Origin of the sequence: Rhizobium fabae, from assembly GCF_003985135.1 — a bacterium.
GTDB classification, from domain to species: Bacteria; Pseudomonadota; Alphaproteobacteria; order Rhizobiales; family Rhizobiaceae; genus Rhizobium; species Rhizobium pisi.
Genome location: NZ_ML133653.1, coordinates 290,201 through 311,033 on the forward strand (window position 1 = coordinate 290,201; position 20,833 = coordinate 311,033).

General features: G+C 59.2%; 18 protein-coding genes and 1 pseudogene. 7 read left to right on the forward strand and 12 right to left on the reverse strand.

The genetic code is table 11. The features are described 5' to 3' along the window. The 9 genes from EFB14_RS20375 to oiaX all read right to left on the reverse strand — a co-directional run bounded on the left by EFB14_RS20375 (window position 1) and on the right by oiaX (window position 9,120). The gene (locus EFB14_RS20375) at window positions 1–1,065 is read right to left on the reverse strand and encodes an ABC transporter permease (RefSeq protein ID WP_126828406.1); all 1,065 of its coding nucleotides are present in this window, start codon (window positions 1,063–1,065) and stop codon (window positions 1–3) included. Beyond that, on the reverse strand, window positions 1,062–2,612 hold the full coding sequence (locus EFB14_RS20380; RefSeq protein WP_126828408.1) for a sugar ABC transporter ATP-binding protein: 1,551 nt from the start codon (window positions 2,610–2,612) through the stop codon (window positions 1,062–1,064). The genes EFB14_RS20375 and EFB14_RS20380 overlap by 4 nt, the downstream gene beginning before the upstream one ends. Continuing rightward, window positions 2,609–3,253, reverse strand: coding sequence for a DUF2291 family protein (locus EFB14_RS20385; RefSeq protein WP_126828410.1), 645 nt, complete (start codon window positions 3,251–3,253; stop codon window positions 2,609–2,611). The genes EFB14_RS20380 and EFB14_RS20385 overlap by 4 nt, the downstream gene beginning before the upstream one ends. Before the next feature lie 73 nt (window positions 3,254–3,326). Then, window positions 3,327–4,268 carry a D-ribose ABC transporter substrate-binding protein gene (locus tag EFB14_RS20390; RefSeq protein WP_126828412.1) on the reverse strand — a complete coding sequence of 314 codons (942 nt, stop codon included), beginning with the start codon at window positions 4,266–4,268 and terminating at the stop codon, window positions 3,327–3,329. A gap of 98 nt (window positions 4,269–4,366) precedes the next feature. Further along, complete coding sequence (locus EFB14_RS20395; RefSeq protein ID WP_126828414.1) at window positions 4,367–5,194, reverse strand: phosphogluconate dehydrogenase C-terminal domain-containing protein; 828 nt, start codon at window positions 5,192–5,194, stop codon at window positions 4,367–4,369. A gap of 78 nt (window positions 5,195–5,272) precedes the next feature. Beyond that, window positions 5,273–5,719, reverse strand: a complete 447-nt coding sequence (derI, locus tag EFB14_RS20400; protein WP_126828416.1) for a D-erythrulose-4-phosphate isomerase — start codon at window positions 5,717–5,719, stop codon at window positions 5,273–5,275. Then, window positions 5,716–6,519, reverse strand: coding sequence for a triose-phosphate isomerase (locus EFB14_RS20405; RefSeq protein WP_126828418.1), 804 nt, complete (start codon window positions 6,517–6,519; stop codon window positions 5,716–5,718). Before EFB14_RS20405 ends, derI begins: the two co-directional genes overlap by 4 nt. Before the next feature lies 1 nt (window position 6,520). Next, window positions 6,521–7,858: a four-carbon acid sugar kinase family protein gene (locus EFB14_RS20410; protein WP_126828511.1), complete on the reverse strand. Its 1,338-nt coding sequence runs from the start codon at window positions 7,856–7,858 to the stop codon at window positions 6,521–6,523. Between the two features lie 5 nt (window positions 7,859–7,863). Then, on the reverse strand, window positions 7,864–9,120 hold the full coding sequence (oiaX, locus tag EFB14_RS20415) for a 3-oxo-isoapionate-4-phosphate decarboxylase OiaX (RefSeq protein WP_126828420.1): 1,257 nt from the start codon (window positions 9,118–9,120) through the stop codon (window positions 7,864–7,866). A 179-nt stretch (window positions 9,121–9,299) separates the two neighbouring features. Between oiaX and EFB14_RS20420 the strand changes: the two genes are divergently transcribed. After that, window positions 9,300–10,004 (forward strand): transcriptional regulator NanR, encoded by a 705-nt coding sequence (locus EFB14_RS20420; protein WP_126828422.1) that lies wholly within the window; start codon window positions 9,300–9,302, stop codon window positions 10,002–10,004. Window positions 10,005–10,286: 282 nt separating this feature from the next. Here EFB14_RS20420 and EFB14_RS20425 read toward each other — a convergent pair. Continuing rightward, window positions 10,287–10,610 (reverse strand): annotated as a pseudogene (locus EFB14_RS20425) (hypothetical protein); the annotation flags it as partial. After that, the gene (locus EFB14_RS20430) at window positions 10,607–11,176 is read right to left on the reverse strand and encodes a hypothetical protein (protein WP_125851158.1); all 570 of its coding nucleotides are present in this window, start codon (window positions 11,174–11,176) and stop codon (window positions 10,607–10,609) included. The gene EFB14_RS20430 and the pseudogene EFB14_RS20425, both read right to left, overlap by 4 nt. 503 nt (window positions 11,177–11,679) lie before the next feature. On the opposite strand from EFB14_RS20430, the gene EFB14_RS20440 reads away from it, so the two are divergent. The 6 genes from EFB14_RS20440 (at window position 11,680) to EFB14_RS20465 (ending at window position 19,159) form a co-directional block, all read left to right on the forward strand. Beyond that, the gene (locus EFB14_RS20440) at window positions 11,680–11,904 is read left to right on the forward strand and encodes a hypothetical protein (protein ID WP_125851156.1); all 225 of its coding nucleotides are present in this window, start codon (window positions 11,680–11,682) and stop codon (window positions 11,902–11,904) included. Window positions 11,905–11,982: 78 nt separating this feature from the next. Then, window positions 11,983–12,234, forward strand: coding sequence for a hypothetical protein (locus EFB14_RS20445; RefSeq protein WP_245438266.1), 252 nt, complete (start codon window positions 11,983–11,985; stop codon window positions 12,232–12,234). A gap of 77 nt (window positions 12,235–12,311) precedes the next feature. Beyond that, window positions 12,312–12,482 carry a hypothetical protein gene (locus EFB14_RS32965; protein WP_164737554.1) on the forward strand — a complete coding sequence of 57 codons (171 nt, stop codon included), beginning with the start codon at window positions 12,312–12,314 and terminating at the stop codon, window positions 12,480–12,482. Between the two features lie 263 nt (window positions 12,483–12,745). Next, window positions 12,746–13,114 (forward strand): DJ-1/PfpI family protein, encoded by a 369-nt coding sequence (locus tag EFB14_RS20450; RefSeq protein WP_126828426.1) that lies wholly within the window; start codon window positions 12,746–12,748, stop codon window positions 13,112–13,114. 737 nt (window positions 13,115–13,851) lie between these two features. After that, window positions 13,852–16,158 carry an FdhF/YdeP family oxidoreductase gene (locus EFB14_RS20460; protein ID WP_126828437.1) on the forward strand — a complete coding sequence of 769 codons (2,307 nt, stop codon included), beginning with the start codon at window positions 13,852–13,854 and terminating at the stop codon, window positions 16,156–16,158. Between the two features lie 133 nt (window positions 16,159–16,291). Continuing rightward, window positions 16,292–19,159 (forward strand): ATP-binding protein, encoded by a 2,868-nt coding sequence (locus EFB14_RS20465; RefSeq protein ID WP_126828439.1) that lies wholly within the window; start codon window positions 16,292–16,294, stop codon window positions 19,157–19,159. Window positions 19,160–19,220: 61 nt separating this feature from the next. Here the strand turns inward: EFB14_RS20465 and EFB14_RS20470 are convergent, their stop codons facing one another. Further along, a complete protein-coding gene (locus EFB14_RS20470) occupies window positions 19,221–20,750 on the reverse strand; it encodes a cation:proton antiporter (protein WP_126828441.1) in 1,530 nt (509 codons plus the stop codon). Between the last annotated feature and the right edge of the window lie 83 nt (window positions 20,751–20,833).

Sequence of the window (20,833 nt, forward strand, 5' to 3'; positions counted from 1 at the left end):
TCAACCTGCCTTTGCCATCTGCATGAGGGTGACGCGCTGCTGGAGGCGGCGCTGCGCCTGGTCGACGACGACGGCGATGATGATGACGAGACCCTTGATGACCATCTGCCAGAAGGAGGAGACACCCATCATGACGAGCCCGTCGGAGAGAATACCGATGACGAAGGCGCCGATGATCGTGCCGCCGATCGTGCCGCGGCCGCCCGACATCGAGGTGCCGCCGAGTACGGCCGCGGCAATCGCATTGAGTTCGAAGCTTTCGCCGGTCGCCGGATGGGCGGCCATCAGTTCGGAGGAGATGACGACGCCGACGATCGCCGCGCACAGGCCGGAGAACATGTAAACGAAGATCTTCACGATATCGACGCGGATGCCGGACATGCGAGCCGCCCGCTCATTGCCGCCGACGGCGAAGATATGGCGGCCGATCGGCGTCGAGCGGGCGACATAGGCCGCAAGCAGCGCCAGCACGATCAGGATCCAGATCGAGACCGGCAGGCCGAGAATGCGTCCCGCGCCGAAGAAATCGAAGCCGGTCGTGGCATATTCGGGCCGGCCGACGAGGTTCGGAAAGGTCTGGCCATCGGACGAGAGCAGCGCCAGGCCGCGGGCGATATAGAGGGTGCCGAGCGTGGCGATGAAGGGCGCGACGTTCAGCTTAGTGATCAGGAGGCCGTTGATCAGGCCGATGACGAGGCCGATCGACAGCGTGATCAACACGATCTCGAAGAGGTTGAAATAGATCGTGTAGCCGATCGGCAGCTCGATGCCGTAGAGGATCAACCCGCCGGCGACCATGCCGCAAAGACCGACGATCGAGCCGACCGAAAGGTCGATGCCGCCGGTGATGATGACGAAGGTCATGCCCATCGCCAGGAACGCATTCAGCGCCACATGTTTCGACATCAGGATCATGTTCGCCGTCGAGGTGAAGTTCGGCGCAAAGATCGCAAAGAAGATGATGACGGCGAAGAGCGCAATGAAGGTCCTGAGCTTCATCAGCGTCAGAAGCGCCGAGCCGTTGGCGCCCTTCGGCGCGAGAGTGGTTGAGGTTGCCGCCATCATGACGCGAGTTTCCCTTGGTGTCCGTGTCCCCTAGCCGAAGCCGCGATGATCGCTTCTTCCGTCGCCTCGTGCCGGTCGAAGATGGCGACGAGCTGGCCGTTGCTCAAAACCGCGATGCGATCGGAAAGCGCCATGACCTCCTCGAGGTCGGAGGTCGAAAATAATATTGCGAGCCCATTTGCCGCCAGCCGGCGCATGGTGCGGAAGACGTCAGCCTTGGCGCCGACATCGATGCCGCGGCTCGGCTCGTCCATCAGCAGCACCTTCGGATTGGTCATCAGCGCCTTACCGATCACCACCTTCTGCTGATTGCCGCCGGACATCGAGGTCACCTCGAAATCCGGATTCGGCGCCTTGATCGACAGATCCCGGATCGCCTCGCGAATGGCATTTTTTTCGGCGCCGCTGTCGATATGGAAGAGCCGGGTGAAACGGGAAAGGCTCGCCAGCGTCAGGTTGGAAGCGATGGAGAGCACCTGAACCAGGCCTTCGCGCTGCCGATCCTCCGGAATGAGGGCAAGGCCGCGGCGGATGCGCCGCGTCGTGTCGCGGGCACGCACTTCCTTGCCGTCGATGAAGACCCTGCCGGTCGAGTGCGTGTGGCGGCCGATCACGCATTCGAAGAATTCGCTGCGCCCGGCGCCCATCAGCCCGTAAATGCCGAGGATCTCGCCAGCTCTGACCGAGAGGGAGACATCGTTGACCGCAAGCCCGCCCGTCGGCCTGGGCAAGCTGATGTTTTCGGCGCGGAAGACTTCGACGCCGATGGCATGGGTGACGGATTTTGCAAAATCCTTGGCATCCGAACCGATCATGGAACGCACGATCCAGCGCGTGTCGATGTCGCGCACCATCGCCTGGCCGGTGACCTGGCCGTCACGCAGCACGGTGATGGTGTCGCCGATCCGCATCAACTCTTCCAGCCGGTGCGAGATATAGACGATCGCGACTCCTTGGGCCTTCAGCTCACCGATCACCTTGAACAGGAGGTCGACTTCGGCCGCCGACAGCGCCGATGTCGGCTCGTCCATGATCAGGATGCGGGCATCGAGCGACATCGCCTTGGCGATTTCGACGAGCTGTTGCTGGCCGATCGGCAAATCCTCGACCATCGTATCCGCCTCGATCCCGGCATCGAGCCGCCGCAGAAAATCATTGGCCTTCTCGATCTGCGCCTTGTGATCGATGCCGAGCAGGCCGCGCGTAATCTCGCGCGTGGCGAAGATGTTCTCGGCGACCGACATGTTGGCGAAGAGATTGAGCTCCTGGAAAATCATGCCGATACCGTGCGCTTGCGCCTGCGCCGGGCTGTCGAAGGAGACGGGTTTCCCATCCAGGATGATGCGGCCATGCGTCGGGCGCTCGACCCCGGCGATGATCTTCATCAGCGTTGACTTGCCCGCGCCGTTTTCACCGACGAGCACGTTCACCGCGCCGCGGCGCAGCTCGAGATTGGCGCGCTTGACGGCGACGATGCCGGAATAGACCTTCGACACGTCGTCCAGACGCAGGATGATATCGTCGGCTGGTGCCTCACCCACTGTCATGAGCTTATCTTCAATTCCGACGGCGTGACGAGAGGGAGCTCGCCGCTTTTCGGCAACGGAAAGGCGCCGATGACGGTTACCGTCTTGCCGGTCAGGCCGTCGCGCGGAACCGCCGAGAGAAAGGCTGAATTGGCGTTCTCATTGAACGCTTTGCCGAACTGCGCCCATTCAATCTGGTTCTTGAACTCGTTGAAATTGACGAAATCGAGCGTGTCGCGAAGCGCGGTGCCGCGCAGCGCTGGCCCGATCTGGACCTTGGCATCGGCCTTGCCGTCGCCGTCGGCGTCGACGTCGAGCGTCGCCGCGCGCGAGGCGGTGTCGGCAGCAACGACCTTGCCAGTGATCTTCACCGCGTAGGTCCAGGGCGAGCTGCTCTGCTTGCGGGGATTGCCGTATTTTTCGCCCGCAGCATCGGGGCTCGCGCCAACGAGCTGCATGACATCCTTCAACTCGCCGGCGCGCCTTTCAAAATAGGGCACCGCCTCGGATTGCCAGATCGCCTCGACCTTTGCATTCGGATCGAAGGCGGTCTTGGCCGCTGCCGCCGCCTTCTCCTCCGCGGTCGGCGTCTTGATGATTTTGCAACCGGGCAGGGCTGCCGCCACGACGGCAGCGAGCAGGGCGCCCTTCATTCTCAACATCAGGTGAACCTCGACGTCTTGCGAAATGCATTACCGAGGGCGCAGCACTGTGCCCTCGGCAACTCGCGGCTGATCAGTTCGTCAGTGCGAAGGTCTCGAGCTTGCCGGAATTGTCGGCGTTGATCAGAACGCAATCCATCAACTGCTTCTCTTCCTTCGGCATCGTCTTGTTCTTGATGTAGGCGTCTGCCTGTTCCACCGCGAGCTGAGCCTGGGCATAGGCTGGCTGCAGGACGGTCGCTTTGATGCCGCCCGACTTGATGGAGTCGCGCACATCGTTGGAACCGTCGAAGCCGACGACGATCACATCCTTGCGGCCGGCCGCCTGAAGGGCAGCGATCGCACCCATGGCCATGGTGTCGTTGCCCGAGATGACGCCCTTGATATTGGGATTGGCCTGGAGAATGGTCTCCATCTTCGAATAGGCTTCCGTCTGGCTCCAGTTGGCCGATTGCTTGGCGACCGACTTCAGCTCAGGATAGTCGTCGATGACGTCATGATAGCCCTGCGAGCGGATGCCGGCATTGGTATCGGACTCCTTGCCGACCAGCTCGACATAATTGCCCTTCTCGCCCATCAGTTTGGCGAATTCCTGCGCCCCGAGCTGCGCGCCCTGATAGTTGTTCGAGACGATCTGGGCGACGGCAACGCCGGTCGCGTTGATTTCGCGGTCGATCAGGAAGGAGGGGATGCCGGCATCCTTGGCCTTCTTGACGGCGGCGACGGAAGCGTCCGCGCCGGCATTATCGAGGATGATCGCCTTGGCGCCGCGCCCGATCGCCGTATCGATCATTTCCGACTGCTTGTTGGCGTCGTCGTCATGGGTCATGACCAGGGTCTCGTAGCCGAGCTCCTTCGCCTTGGCTTCGGCGCCGACGGCTTCGGCCTTGAAGAAGGGATTGTCATGTGCCGGCGTGATGATGGCGATGAGATCGGCGGCAAAGGTCGGCATGGCCGTTCCCATTGCCAGCGCGCCGGCAAAAGCTGCAAGTGTCAGTCTGCGCGTCAGTTTCATTTTTTCCTCCCTGTTGTGAATGAAGCCCCGTCTCCCCGGAGCGGCTAAGCCCCGTCTACGGGGCGGTAGAGGGGGAGGGCGTGCCTCCCCAGGCCGGTTCAGGTGATGCGCCGGATGCTTTCGGCGATCTCCTGCGGTTCGAATACTTTCTTCCAGTCGTCGCGCATCAGCGCCGGGATACCGAACTCGATCGCCTTGTTGCAGGCATCCGAGAAGACGCCGTCGACTTCCTTGAAGATGACGGCGCCGAGCACGTTCATATGGCCGAGCAGAAAGTCGCGGGCCGCCTCTGCAGGCACGCCGCGCGCCACGCATTCGTCCATGGCCTGACGCATGATGACGAGCAGCGAGGCGCAGACGGTTTCCGAAAGCCCGGGTTCGAGCATGGCGAGCTGGTCGACGGTGACCCGGTGCGAGCGCATGACCGGCGCCCAGATGACCTTGGCGATTTCCTCGCCGAGTGCATAGGCGCTGTCGGGGCCCTGCATCAGCGCCGAGACGATGTGCTGTTTAGCGAACAGGCCGCCGAAATGATCCTTCTTGGCCTGCATGTCCGTCTCGTCGTTGAAGATCGGCGGATGGCAGGGATGGGTGACGAAATAGGTGAGGTCGTCACGCTTCGGCAGGTGGCCGGCAAAGGGTGCCGCGGCGTCGAGCGCCACGACCATGGTGCCGGGCGCAAGCTTGTCGACGATCCCTGACGCGACCTTGCCGATCGCCGTATCCGGCACGGCGAGGATGACCACGTCGGCGCCGTCTAGGGCGGCATCGACCGGCACGCACTCGAGGCCGAGATCGTTCTTCAGGCGAGCCTTGCCGGCGTCGCTCACCTCGACATGGCGCACTTGGAAGCGCGAGCCCTTGAGATTGTTGGCAAGCCGGTATCCCATTTTGCCGCCGGCGCCGAAGAGAGCAATCTTGGTCATGTTTTCCTCACCTTTTCAGTTCTAGATAGGATCATATACTGGTATGATGAGTCAATCACCATATCACTACTTAAAAATTCAAGGCGCATGTTTTTCCGCATCGAGCCGGTCGATCGCCTGCACGTTGCCGGCCGAGGGTCCGTCGGGGTCGAATTCGGAGGCGAGCCAAACATCAACGATCGATTTCGCCAGCTCCGGCCCGATGACGCGCGCGCCCATCGTGATGATCTGGGCGTTGTTCGATTTCGCCGCCCGCTCGGCGGAATAGGTGTCGTGGGTCAGCGCGGCGCGGATGCCCGGCACCTTGTTGGCGGAAATGCACACGCCGATGCCGGTGCCGCAGAAGAGGATGCCGCGCTGATGTTCGCCGTCGACGATCGTCTGCGCCAGGCGCTGCGAAAGATCGGCATAGAAGCCGGACTGGCTGAGATCGTGAACTTCGAGATTCGCCTTGCCGGCGAGATGGGCGGCAATGACATCCAGGAGCGGTTTGCCGGCGCTGTCGGCGCCGATTGCGATCTTCATGGCATTTTCCTTTCACTCGCCGTCTGGCGTGGAGATGAGCGATCGATCGCCGCGCTGACGCGGCAGAGGATGTCGAGATAGCCTTCGACGGACCAGGCGGAGCGGCCGATGAACAGGCCGTCGATATCAGGCTGCGCGATCAGTTCCTCGCAATTGCCGGGATTGACGCTGCCGCCGTAAAGAACAGGCACGGCGCGGCCGAGAATGGCTTTCGCCACTTCGGCAATCCTGCCGTGCCGCTCCGACGCGTAGTCGGCAGTGGCCGGAATGCCGTCGACGCCGATCGCCCAGATGGGTTCGTATGCGAGCAGGATCGGAGCCTCGTCTGCCTTAGTGTCGACGCCCCTCAAGGCAGCCTCGACCTGCCGCCGCAGCACGCCATCGGCTTGGCCCGCCTGGCGCTCCTGCAAGGTCTCGCCGATGCAGATGAGCGGCGTCAGGCCATGGCGGATCGCGGCCGCGACCTTCAGGCCGACGGTTTCGTCGGTTTCGCCGAAATGCTCGCGCCGTTCGGAATGACCGAGCTCGACGAGATCGAGCCGGCAATCTTTCAGCATCAGAGGCGAAATTTCGCCGGTCCAGGCGCCGGCATCCTCCCAATGCATGTTCTGAGCGCCGACCTTCACCGAGGTTTCGACAAGCACGCGCTTCACCTCGCGCACGGCTGTAAAAGCAGGAATGACGAAGCGCTGCACGCGGGGATCGCGGTCGCCGTCCGCATAAGCGAGGCGGCGCGCGAAGGCGAGCGCTTCCTCCAACGTCTTGTTCATCTTGAAGCTGGTGCCGACCCAGACGACCATCTCAGTTCTTCCTACCGTCGCGGATCTGCGCGAAATAGCCGTCGGTGCCGACCTGGCCGCCCTTGAGCGCGATCTGCAGGCCGTTGGTCGCAGGGTCGTCGCCATGGGCGAGGCAGAGCGGCGACCCCGGCGTCTGGGGAAGCGGCAGCAGCGTCGTCAGCGCGTCAATCTTCAATTGCCGGAGCGCGTGGCTCGACGTGTCGCCGCCGGCGACTACCGCACGCGAAAGCCCCTCCGCTTCGATCAGCCGGCGCAGGATCGTGCCGAGCGCGCTGCCGAGGCGATGTCGTGCGCCCGGAAGCCTGTCGATATCGGCGCCGCGATCGGCGGATGGGCCAAGCGCGGTGTAGAGAATGACGCTTCTGCCTTCCCTGAGCTTGGCAATGCCGGCCTGCGCCGCCGCTGCCACCGCGGCTTCGCCATTCTCCGAAACCAGTGCGAGCGGATCGAGCGCGAAAGCCTCGAAGCCGTTCTCGACGGCGGTGCGGATCTGGCGCTCGGTCGTCGGCGAGACGCTGCCGGAGACGACGGCGAGGCGATCGACCGGACCGGCATCGGGAAATTCCGCGCCGGTCCGGTCGATGACGCCGGCCCGCCGCCAGGCATCGAGCAGGGCATATTCGACCCCGGACGAGCCGACGACGAAGCTGCCGGAACGGCTGGTGACGCGCAGCATCTGCCGGCCGGCGGCTGCCTGCGTCGTATCTGAATCGACGTCGAGAAGCAGGATGCCTTCCGGGCTCGAGGCCAGCGCATCAATGCGCTGATCGGCGTCTTCGGCCGTGATCGCGGCGAGGTCGGCGAGCAGAACGGGAAGGGCAGTCTGCTTCGACAGATGCAGCGCAAGATCCGCCTCGTCCATCGGCGTGACGGGATGACGGCTCATGACGGGATGGCGGTCGATGCGGAAGACGCGGCCCTGATAGGCGGCGAAGAGATGGCCGAATGCCGTGTATCTCTTCAGCTGCGGCGCACCGACGATAACAGGCACGATCGCCTGCCCGAAGTTCTTGCTTCCGATCTCGATCGCCTTGCCGATATTGCCGATGCCGGGGCTGGAATCGAAAGTCGAGCAGACCTTGTAATGGCAGATGGCGGCGCCGAGCGAGCGCAGCCAGTCGAAAGTGGGCGCAAGATGCTGCTCCATCCAGGCCGGCGTCTCGCTGCGGCTCGTTCCGGCAATGCCGATCGCGCGGCAATGGCTGAAGCGCGCGAGCAGCTCCGGCGAGGGAAGGTCGAGGAAGAGCACCGAGGGAACGCCGTTCGAGGCTAACGCCTCCATGACATCGGTCGAGCCGGTAAAATCATCCCCGTAATAGCTGACGAGAAGCTGATCCATGACGGTCACGCGCCCTTGCCGTCGCTGAACTTCGCGATCGAGGCGGCAAGTTCCGGATGCTCTTTCGCATAGACATCCAGCGGAATGTCGGCGACCGCCGCCTGCCAGGCCTGCTGCACGGCGCGAACACCGGCTGCCGCGCCGCCGGGATGGCTGACGATGCCGCCGCCGCAGAGATAGAGAAGATCGACAGTGCGGCCGGTACGCTGATAAGTTTCCGGCGCCTGTCCGCCCCACTGGCCGGAGCCGGCGACCGGAAGCGGCCGATCGGCGTCACCGAAGAGCGGCGCGCTGACGGCCTTGAAGGAGGAGATGAAGCTATCGTCAGGCTCCCAATATTTGACCCTGATGCCGTTGATCTGGAACTGGTCGACGCCGAGCAGCCGCCAGAACTGCTGATAGACCTTGAAATCCATCCCGGCGCCGGGATCGCGCGTCAGCACGTCCCAGCCGTTGCGATGGGCGTGCAGCACCAGGCTAGAGCGCTTGCGCAGGAAGCTCATGCCGCCGAAGCCGATCGAATTGATGTTGACGACGGCGCAGTTGCCGCCGGCGGCAGCGACGATGTCGTGGTTGCGCATCATCTCGTCCGGATCGGCATGCGAGATGCCGAAGGCATACATCACCTTCTTACCGGTCTTCTGCTCGTGATCGAGAATGCGCGGCATGATCGCCGCGACGCGCTCCTTGAGCGGCGAATAGGCCGGGCTCATCAGCTTCTCGTCATCCTTGATGAAGTCGACTCCCGACTGGATCAGCTCGCCGACAAGCTCCGCCGTCTCGTGCGGCCGAAGCCCAAGCGCCGGCTTGACGATCGTGCCGATGATCGGCCGGCCTTCGACGCCGGTCAGCCGCCGGCTTCCGGGAATGCCGAATTGCGGGCCAGGATGGGCGTTTTTGAAGGCTTCGGGCAGCTTCATGTCGGCGATGCGGATGCCGGTCATGCCCTTGATCGAATAGACTCCGCCTATCGCGATGGTCATCAACGCCGAAAGGTCGGTGCCGATCGCCTCCAGCGGGAAGGCGATGTCGACGTCGGCGCGGTGGAGCCGCGCGCCGGGTGCGGCCTCGGGCCAGGTCGGATGAGCCGCCTCTTCGAGCGGGCGGATCGCCAGAACGCGGGCGGCGACGCGCGACTTCAGCTCTTCGGTTTCGCCCGGAACCGGCACGAAGGTTCCGGTCGACTGGTCGCTTGCGATCTTGTCCGCCATCGCCTCGACGCTGCCGGGCGTTTCGATGCGGTAGGTCAGGGTTATCATCATGAAACGGACGGTTGCTCCTCTCGGCAGGCAGATTGTCATGGCGTCAACTCGTGATCTGGTATAATGAGTATTCCAACCAATAGAAAGCGGAATCTTCGGCTGTGCAAATTTTCGGCCGCGAGCTTTGTTCTCGGCGTCGAAAACTGTTAGGAGGAAACATTTTGAGCCAGCGAGATCTCATGACCCAGCCCATCGAACAGATCGTCCGCCGGAAACTCTCCGACGAAGTGTTTGATCGACTCGAGCGAATGATCACCTCAGGCGAGCTTCAGCCCGGTGATGAGATGCCCTCCGAGCGGGTGCTGATGGAGCGCTTCGGCGTCGGCCGGCCGGCGATCCGCGAAGCCATGCAGTCGCTCGCCAACAAGGGTCTCGTCAACATCTCGCATGGCGAGCGGGCGAAGGTACTGCAGCTCACTGCGAAATCGATCTTCCGCCAGGTCGATCTCACGGCCAAGATCATGCTGTCGCAATCGGCCGACTCGCTGGAACATCTGAAGAGCGCACGCATCTTCTTCGAGCGCGGCATGGCCCGCGAGGCCGCACAGCGCGCCTCGGCAACCGACATCAACGATCTCAGAAATATCATAGAGCGCCAACGCGCCTCGCTCGGCCGCGCCGAAGAGTTCATCAATGCCGATATGGAATTCCACACCCGCATCGCCCAAATCTCGGGCAATCCGATCTATGTCGCTGTCAGCGAGGCCATGCTTGCCTGGCTAAAGGAATATCACACCGAAATGCTGATCTGGACCGGCAAGGAAAAGTTCACCTTGGCTGAACACGAGGAAATCGTGGAGTGCCTGGAGGCCAACGATATCGACGGTTCGGAAACCGCGATCCTAAAGCACCTCGAACGATCGCGCGCTCTCTACGCAAAGTGAGGATTAGCAGAAGCACGAGATGCAGATGTATGGCGCGACTGCTGATCTTTTGAAAAGGTGCTAGCCTTCACTTCCGTGGACGTTGCTAGGAGGTCGACTGATTGACGGTCGTGGAAGAGATTGTTCCGAAGTGAGTGCAATCGCTCGCCTCACACTCTTATGCCGCCAATTTCGGTTTATCAGGCACTTAGCTTATCTGAGTTGAGGGGCCGCCGGTTCACATCCCTTCAACTGCCCCAGACGTCAGATGACAGAGTCTGGGATTCCGCTCCCATCAAGAACGCCCAGCTGAGTCGGATCATCCGGCATGAAGTCGACCGTGAGCTTGCCCCGACGCATGCGGCAGATCACCGCCTCGTCAGCGGCCTCCATAAAACCCCGGTGTCGAAGCTCTTCCTGGAGCTGTGCCCAGGCAGGAAGGCCCGCCAGATCAACGATCAGGTCGATGTCATCTGTGGCACGCACATCCTCGAGCGTGACCGGATCAGTGATGAATAGCGCGGTCGTGCATCCGCCAACGAAGACCAGGCGCGAGCGGAGGTCTTCGCCAAGCGCCGAGGCAACGGCTTTCATCATTTCCAGCAGTTGAGCGCGGATCGCTGTCATTTGCTCATGATCCTTGACTTGAGGTGGTCGGTTGCGAGACCGACTTCCCGCTGGTTCCCGAGCCGGATCGCATCGACCAACGCGAGGTATTCATAGAGTGTGTCGTCCTTCAGGACTGCGTCCGGCACGGTCTTGAAGAGCGGCTCCACCGCCTGCCCCATCTCCCTTCCGTTGGCATAGGGCCAAACGTAGTTGTACGCCCCGCCACTGATCAGGAGTTCCGTGAGCATAGGTGCGGCGAAGGCGGTCGGTATGCCGCGCTGCATCGGCCCAACTTTAGCGGGGAAGACGAACTTTAGCCCGGTGGTAATGAAGCCGAACAGGTTCCTTCGGCTTGGCCGAGGCTCGTTCTTGCTGTTGTCTTTTCGAGCGATGCCTGATGCGACACTGCGCTTGATCGACTGCGCTATTTCCGTCTTGCTGATCCCGAGTAGCGCCTCTAGGTTCCGAACAGAATATGGGTCTCCCCCCACGGATTCCGATCGCAGCCGATCAATGCCCTTGGTGAGTTCCTGCTCTTGTAGGCTTACCAGCTTTAGCAGGACGACGATATCTTGGCTCTTCATAAAACACTGTCCTTTGTCCTAGGACTGAGGACATTTAGTCCGAAGCAGTGTATCCTGTCAATCTGCGGACACCGCGCCGAGTGTCGTTTGGCATTTAACTGCAAGATGCGCCGGTTCCGGCAGCTCATGATACTTAATTTGAGATCCGCGGATTCGATTTCAGCGCTTGACGCTCTCCGATCCGGAAATAAAGTTCAGCAATATCTCGCATTTTCCGATGAAGCTTGGCCATCGCTGGTCATCTTTTTCTACGCGCCCAAGCATACCGCTTGCGATCGAAGGCAAGTCGCTCGGTTCGATCAAAGCAACTGGAAGAGCCTCTCTGCGCAATTGTATTTTGACGTCGAGACAGCAACGGCGACAAAAACCAATGAATATGGGAGAACGTATGAGCAAGTCATTCCAATCCTGGGTGCGAACGGAAGGACAATTAATACCAAATTTGTCTTCATGCAGGACAACTCAGGGACTGTACGATTGGTAACAGGGATTCCTTCGGACAAATGAACGCAATGAAAGAAAATGACGTATTCTCTTTGCCGAAAGCGGTAAATGCGGTAGTGGTTGGTGAAAAAACCACGACAGTACTTCCTGCCGGAACGGTTGTTACTGTTGTCTTGGTTTTCGGCGATCCAGCCTCACCCGCCGCCTATGAAGTTGAAGCTTTTTTGCCCGAAAGTAATAGCTACGCCCTGGCAACCTTTGAGGCGGCGGATATTCCGGATTAATAAGAGGTTATGCCTAGTTTTCTATTGTATGGGATTCGAAAATCTTCGCTTTCGGAAGCAAAGGTTTCAGCAGAATCGATGTTGGGTTTTTTCTTTGCCGAGCGAGATAGTTTTTATCAGGCTGGGATTTATTACGACTTTGGTGCGGGAGGCGAAGAGCAATTCGTTTTAAAAAAGAATATTGATCCATTTGATGGCGATCCTGTCGAACAGGATTTTGCCAGCTTTCCCATCCTTTTTTATATAAATTCCACGGATAGGCCGTCAGAACTGATCGCACTAATGACTAACATCGAAAACTTTGAATTGCTTCGCCAGGAGGTTTTTTAATCTCTCCGTTCCGTAGGCAGGGGTCTGAGCGCCGCGCATTCGATGCCTGCCGCACGAGGCAGTGTGTCCAGGATTTATTGGGCGATCTGAAGGACGACCCGCGTTTTGCCTACATCGATGTGACCAAACTGCAGGAACTTGGCGTCAGTGAGGCCTTGGCGCAGCGTCTGCTCTCCAATCAGGTCATGGAGCGATGGGTGACAGGCGACGCAGCACCGTTCGAAAGCGGTAACCGCACAAGCGACTAAGTTCTAGCGCTCGTGGACCAAGGGGCTGCATAGTTTAAGGGCGATTATTCGGTCTCCGGTTCGTCGATTGCGGCCACCAGAAACAGCCACATTGTCGGCGACCACGATGCGGGTCTTGCCGACGAGTGGCACCGATCGGAGCACCCGTCTCAAGGTGCGTGGGCCGAAACTCCAACGTAAGATCCTCCAGTGCCCTTGGTTCTGGAGTTCATCGAAGCTCATCGAATGCCTTTTCAAACCAGCCGGCCCGGCATAAAAAACGTATGACCTCGAAATCAGCCAAGTCCGAAACCACGCAGCGTGCGCGCAAAATTGTTTTCGTAATTTTCGATCAGGTGAAGCTGCTCGATATTGCAGGTCCGCTCCAGGTTTTTAGCGATGCACGGCTTGCAGATGGAGGGAGCGCTTATGACTTGGTGGTTGCTTCCGAGCTTGGCGGCGCTGTTGCGACCGACTCGGGAATGGTGCTGGCTTCGCAAGCACTGAGCGATGTGCTGGATGCGGACGTCGACACTTTGCTTGTGGCTGGGGGAGATCCCTCTGTGCAGCTGAAGGCGACAGCCTCACTGGAGGCGTGTCTTTATGGCGTCGCGCCGCAAGACTACAGAAATGGTTTCGGACGGGGACGTTGATCGAACAAGCATCACGCTGGCCTTGATGCGCCGTGTCTATCAGGTCGAGGCAATAACAGCGTAGACAAGCGATCGTTCCGACGCGCGTTGTCGTCGGAGCTGAGGACTGGTAGAGGCAGAGGAGGGCCTAAGAAAGAAAACTCCAAAGGCTATCCCTTACGCGACCTTCGACGTCATGCCAACCCTGGATCACCGTTGTTCGAAACCAGCCTCTGAAACGAAGCCGGGTCGTCGCGATGAGCAGTTGAAAGACCAGCCGGCACCGTCTGCATGAGCGGTCTAATCGCCATTGTCAGGGATCTTGGGCTTGGGCAAGTTCCATGACAAACTCGCGAAGCGCAAGCAGTGCTGGAACCAAGCATTGCTTTTGCTAGATGCAGTCAGCTTTCGAATGGAGCGGCGTGAATGATGTCGCATACATGCGGGATTGCCAGTCCATGAACCATGCGACGGCCTATGTCTGCAAGCCCCGTTGCAACTCAGCGTCGCCTGAAGTTATGAAAAACGAAGTTCGCAGGACGCGAAATGACCAAACCCCTTTCTTCCATGACCCGCAGAAATCATCCCACGCTAGAGCAGTGCTGCTATGGATCGAGGTTGTGATTGCGCGGGCAGTATTCAATTCCGCGGATCATCCTCCAATATCGCTCGGATCCACTATGCCGCGGTATAATGTGCGTCACGTGTGATGTGCTGATAGAGTTCAAGCTTCAACTTGTATTTGCCACGAGGATCCCGTGAAGGAAAAGCGACCAGAAGGCATCGAGCGCTACGACCGTCCGGCCGGCGGCTGGGATGCGCTAAAAGCCGTAGCAAAGACCCTTGCCCATCAACAAATCATCGCGCAGGGCACGCGAACGCTGCTAAAGGCCAACCAACCGGAGGGTTTCGATTGTCCAGGTTGTGCCTGGCCGGATCCCAAACACACCTCGTCGTTCGAATTTTGCGAAAACGGGGCCAAGGCAATCACCTGGGAGTCGACCGCCAAAAGGACGGATGCCTCTTTCTTCGAACAACACACCGTGGCGGCGCTGTGGGAATGGACAGATCACAAGTTAGAAGACGCTGGGAGGCTTACGCTTCCGTTGCTCTATAATCGCGACACTGATCATTACGAACCGATTGCTTGGGAGACCGCGTTCGAATTGATCGCGAGTGAGCTTAATAATCTGGACAGCCCTCACCAGGCGGAGTTCTACACGTCCGGCAGAGCCTCGAATGAATCTGCCTTTCTCTATCAGCTTTTCGTCCGCGCATTCGGGACAAACAACTTCCCTGATTGCTCTAACATGTGCCATGAGGCTACGAGCGTTGGCCTGCCGATGTCGATCGGTGTCGGCAAAGGTACTGTGACGCTGGAGGATTTCGACCACGCCGACGCGATCTTCAGTTTCGGACATAATCCCGGTACCAATCATCCCCGGATGATGTCGACACTGCATGATGCGTCGCGTCGAGGTGTGCCAATCATAGTGTTCAACCCGCTCAAGGAACGTGCACTCGAGCGTTTCGCGGCACCTCAAGATCCGCTTGAGATGGCTACAATGTCATCGACGCGTATAGCCTCCGCTTATCATCAGGTCCGTGTCGGAGGTGACTTGGCAGCGTTGAAGGGGATCATGAAGGCGATTTTCGTTCGCGACGCCGAGGCGATTGCGGGCGGAGGCGAGGGGGTCTTGGATCGTGCCTTCATCGCGGAGCACACGGTTGGATTCGACGCACTCCGGGCGGACATAGAGTCGACGAGCTGGGCTAATATCGAATCAGTTAGCGGGCTCACCCGCCAAGCAATCGAAAGCGCAGCCGATGTCTACGTGAAGGCAAAAAACGTAATCGTATGCTACGGGATGGGGCTGACTCAGCATGCCCACGGAACCGAAAACGTGCAGCAGGTTGCCAACCTGCTTATGTTACGCGGCAATATCGGTCGCGAAGGCGCTGGGATCGCCCCGATCCGGGGCCACTCCAATGTTCAGGGTGACCGCACCGTAGGGATTACAGAGATCCCGAATGAGGCGCTGCTGGATGGAATGGAGAAGGCTTTTGGCTTTAGGCCTAACGGCGAAAAGGGACACAACGCCATTGAGGCTGTTCATGCGATCGCGGAAGGGCGTTCGAAAGCGCTGATCTGCCTCGGTGGGAACCTGGCCGTCGCCATGTCGGACCAACTTGCGACGTTTCAGGCGATGCGTAAGCTTGATCTCGCAGTGCATATTTCTACTAAGCTGAACCGATCGCATTTGCTTACAGCGCGAACGTCGTTGATACTTCCCTGCTTGGGTCGAACGGATATCGATACGCAAGACTCGGGTCCCCAGGCCGTTACCGTGGAAGATTCGATGTCGATGGTTCACGCGTCGAGGGGCTTTCTAAAGCCGCCGGCGGAGATGTTGAAGTCGGAGCCGGCAATCATTGCCGGCATCGCCAAGGCCACACTTGGTGGGCGGTATTCGATCGACTGGGATGGGCTGATCGCGGATTACAGCCGGATCCGAGATAAAATTGAAGCTGTATTCCCGGAATTCTTCGATTTTAACAAGCGAATCCGAGTTCCGGGAGGGTTTCGTCTGGATGTGGCCGCATCATTCCGTCGGTGGAACACCGGCACCGGGAAAGCAAACTTCCTGGTCGCTCGGGGCCTCCTTGAGGATCCCTTATTGACACGGCCAGACGCTCTCCTTCTGACGTCGATCCGAAGCCACGATCAATATAACACCACCGTTTACGGAATGGACGACCGGTATCGTGGGGTATTTGGCCGACGGGACGTTCTTTTCATGAATTCGGCCGATTTAGCGGCCCTACAACTCAGCGACGGCGACCTCGTTGATATACGGTGCCTGGTTGACGCGGAGGAACGCGATCGTAAAGTGCAGCGGCTTACCGCGGTTGCCTACGACATTCCATCGGGTTCTGTCGCCGGATATTATCCTGAGTTGAACACCTTGGTGCCATTGAAACACTTCGACCGCACCTCCGGGACACCCTCCTACAAAGGTGTTCCGGTCGCCGTCGCCAGGGCGGGCGAACATAAGGGCGGATGACTCCAGGAGAATTGTGCGGTAGATTCGGTGCGAGATGACAGTCTCTTGCACATAAGGCCCTTGTTTGTCCGGTTGGTGAGGCCCCGTCCCGTCGCTGTTTCGCAAGCAGTTCTCCGAACTGCAGGAGAATTTGATGGCATCACGGCAACCGCCCGAGATGGTCGCGTTCGGGCCCTTTCGCCTGCATCTCAAGCTCCGCCGCTTGTTCCGCGACGAGGAAGAGGTGCGCCTTGGCAACCGAGCAATGGAATTGCTCATCGCACTGGCCGGAAAGAAAGGAGAGGTCGTCACAAAACGTGACCTGTTCGACGCGGCATGGCCAGGCATCTTCATTGAAGATGGAAATCTCAAGGTCACAATCGCCTCGCTGCGGCGAACCCTTCGAAAATACTCGGCTGCGGGCGACTATATTAAGACATTTTCAAACCGGGGTTATTGGCTTAGCGACGAAGCCGAAGGCATTGCGTCTGATGAGGGTAACCCACAGAGCATCGCGAGCACACAGATTCCTCACTTAGGTAACGTCATTGGCCGAGCTGACGAGATCGCCGAGCTGTGCAAAACCGTCGGGATCGGCCGGCTAACCAACATCGTCGGGGCAGGAGGCATAGGCAAAACAACGGTGGCTATTGCTGTCGCCCGGATTGTTGAGGGCGAAGAAGAGGTTCCTGTGACGTTTGTAGATCTGTCGCGGATTACAGATGAAGAATATGTCATACCTTCACTTGCGGCCGTGCTGGGCATCAATTCAGGTAGTCAAGACCGACTTGATGCTATTTCCTCAACCCTCGCCAAACGAGCAACCCTGCTGGTGTTAGATACCTGCGAGCATGTGAGCAATGCCGTGGCGCATCTATGCGAAGTGGTACTCAGGAGAACCGAGAGCGTAAGGATCCTCTGCACAAGCCGACAAGTTCTGCGCGCCAAGCACGAGAAAGTCGTATGGCTGGCGCCCCTGGGGGTGCCACCGGCAGGCGCAGCTCCCGCCGCGGAGGAAGTCCTGGCATATCCCGCTCCAAAGCTGCTAGTTGAACGGGCTTCGGAGGCGGGCGATTACAAACTGACGGACGGGGAGGCAGGAACAGTCGCGGAGATCTGCCGGAGGCTTGGCGGTCTGCCGCTTGCGATCGAACTTATCGCCCCCCGCCTGTTGGTCGAAGCGGCGGCCGATGTTCTCAGAGAACTCGACAACCGATTTGCTGGATTTACCGGCCGTGAGCTTGAGACCCCGCTGCGGCAGCGGACTCTTCTCGCCACGCTGGAGTGGAGTTATGCAATGCTCACCGAATCCGAGGCGGCCGTTCTTCGTGCCGCCTCGATATTCGCGCAACCATTCGAACCAGGCGCACTACTCCGTGTGATAAGTCACCACCACTTTGATCCCGCCCTTGTCTTCGATGCGCTTGCGGGCCTTCGCTCGAAATCGATGTTGAGCATCGAGCACGCATCCGACGAGATGCGCTTTCGGCTTCTGGACAGCACACGAGCATTTGCTGCCAACCTCCTGGAGATTTCGGGGGAAGTTGAACAAGTTTCGGCGGCATACGCTCGATATGTTCTAGAGGTGTTCGAGAAGTCCATAACCGAGCAGGCACGACTCCCAGCTCAAAAGTGGTACACGACATATGCCACCCGCGCAGAAGAATTGCGCAAGGCCATCACCTGGGCTCTTTATCAGAGTGGTGACACGTTGCTCGGTCTGAGGCTGGTGGTTACGGGCCTTCCCTTATGGCATGAACTTTCCATGATGGAAGACGCAAGAAGGAACTGCGAAGAGGCTCTTGCAGCTTATGATCGGATATCTTGCTCAGAGAGCGCGCTCAAGCTGAAACTCCTCCTGGGGCTGGCCGCTGTCACCCGATTTGTCTCGACCGATACTGATGAAGCCATTGCGACGTTCGAGAAAGCTATAAAGCTGTCGCGTGATGTCGGGGACAAAGATGCTGAGTGCCAGGGACTTGTGGCGCTGGCTAGCTATCGACTTTTGCCAGGATATCGAACGGCAGCGCAGGAGACACTTGCGCAGCTGAAGAACGCCGCGATGCAAAGCGGTAACCGCCCGGCTCTGTGGGAGCACGAGACCCTTCTCGCCGAGATGGATGTTATCCAGAGCGACTACCCAGCAGTTATCGCTCGACTTGAACGGCTCCGTGAGCAAATACGGAACGCTTCGGATGGGACCGCGTCTCGCTTTGACGCCGACATTCGGATCAGGACCGAAAACACTTTGGGTGCGGCTCAATGGCTCGGCTCGCAGAGGCCGGGAACCGGATTACGTCGGGTCCAGACCGCAGCCCATTGGGCATTGGAGGCACATCATGGTTGGACGCTGATATACTGCTTCACTCGCGGTATTCTTTTCATACTCAGCGAATGCCGCGACTATGCACTCGGCGGGCACTGTCTCGCCAAATTGAGGGAGGCCATCGACAGGTATGAGGTGCCAACCTGGACCCCTGTTGCCGTCTGTTATGCGGAAGCCTTCGACGCACTTTCCGGGTCAAGAAGAGATCCTGATGCGATCATGCGGGCGTTCGATCAACTCCGCACTGGCCTCCCTCAGCACGGCAGGCATGTCTACTACGCGCTTCTGACGAGAGCGCTTCACGAGATTGGATGCGTGGATGAAGCGGCTCGCATTCTGAATTACGTCTTCGAGATCGGCCCACAACGCTCAATGCTTCCCGAATTGCTTCGTCTCAAGGCAATCGAAGAACGGTCGAAAGGTCGCGATGACGATGCACATTTAACTCTTTCGCGGGCTCTGGCGATTGCGGAAGACCATGGTTCTTGGGCTTGGCGGCTACGGGCCGCGACGGACCTCGCCTCGCTTCTCCTGGAAAAGTTTCAGGTTAATGATGCGAAAACAGTGCTCGAGCCGGTATATGGCCAATTCCTTGACGGTTTTGTCACGCCCGATCTGCAGCGTGCAAACAAAGTGCTTGATGATCTCAACAGCTCAGATCTCATGAGTACTGTGGGAGTCGCGGCTTCTCGATAACCGCTGATTACGGCTGCTCGAAAATGGCGACCAGCAGGAGCCTCAACGAGAGACTTTCCCTTTAGCTTTCCGTTATCCGCCTTTCTTTCTCGGACTCGGCCGCCAGCTGCTGCCAGTCCAGGTCCTCTTGCAATTCCAGATATTGCGTCGCGCCGATGAGATCGGCGTCTCTAAGTTCATCGAGGCGCTGGCGCTGAGCTAGGGTCGCAGCGCGCAATAGCCCGCGGCGTCGATCGTCCGACAGGCCGCCGGGGTCCGCTGCGGTCTTGGCATACTTAGCAATGAGTGCTGCTGCTTCGGGTCCTTCTTCTGAGGCCAACCTTGCGACCGCAGCTTCAGCAAGGCCAGCTCTAGCCACATCGGTCTCCTTTCGGACTGCCGTCTGGCGGCCTAGCTGGAGAAGGTGGATCATCGGAGCCAGCGTCCCCCCTTGGATGACAAGCGTCGCAAGCACAACGGCAAACGCCGCGAGTACTACCAAGTTGCGCTCGGGGAAATCTGGTGGGAGAGCGAAGGCAGTCGCAAGAGTGACGAGGCCACGCATCCCGGCCCACCCCACAAGCATAGTCTCTCCATGTTGGAATGGTGCGAGGTAACCCCCTCTTTTGTGTCGGTACACGACTACCGCGTGAAAGAGAAAAGCAATCGCAATTCTGCAAACGATCACGCTGAAGACGACAATCGTGGCGAAGCTGATCGCGCGGGTTAGCTCATCAGGAGACATTGTCTGAACGATGCTTTTCGCCTGCAGGCCCATCAGCAAGAACGCTACCACATTCAGGAGAAAAACCACGGTCGTCCATACGGCAAACGAATGGACGCGCATCCGGGGGGAGTCGTTGACAGTCGCCAAAGTGGCGATAGTCATAGCGCTTGATACGGTAGCCAATACCGCCGACAGATGCAGTCTCTCGGCGATTATCCAGGTTGCGAACGCGTAAACGAACTGGAGAAGCGTCCCGCCTACCGTGTTTTCCGTGAGTGGCCTGAGTCTGGAAAGAAGATAACCGAATGCGATACCGAAAAGTATCCCACCCGGTGCCGCGATCGCAATCTTGATAACGGTCGCCGACCCTAGCCCGCCACTGGCATGGACGTTCAGAGCCGCGCTGAACAGCAAAAGGGCGGTCGCGTCGTTGAACAGGCTCTCACCCTTGAGCAGCGTATCCACCCTGCGATCGACGGGTAGTCCTGACAGAACGGCGGTTGCCGCCGCAGCGTCCGGAGGAGCGACGATCGCGCCAAGAGTGACGGCAACCGCTAGGGGGAGGCCGGCGGTCATCGTGCCGATAGCAACGACGATACCCGTGGTAGCGAGAACGGCTACTACTGCGTAAACAAAGATCGGCAGGAGCATGCGCCTCGCAGCGCCGATAGGAAAGTCATAGGCGGAGTCGACGAGGACAGGCGCGATAAAAAGCGCCAACGCTGTATGGGGATCAATCGGGATGTTAGGTGCTCCGGGAACCATCGCGACCGCTACGCCAGCCGCGGCAAGGATGCCTGGATAGGGCAGGTGGACTCGCCTTGTGATCTGCAACAGAAACACGGCGACTGCCAGAAGCGCCACTAGGGTTTCGAAAAAGCTCATGATGTACAATAACAAAGATCTGTAGGCGTTATAGTCTCGGTAGCCCGAATCATGAGCATCCGGCGGCCAATTTCACCAAAATT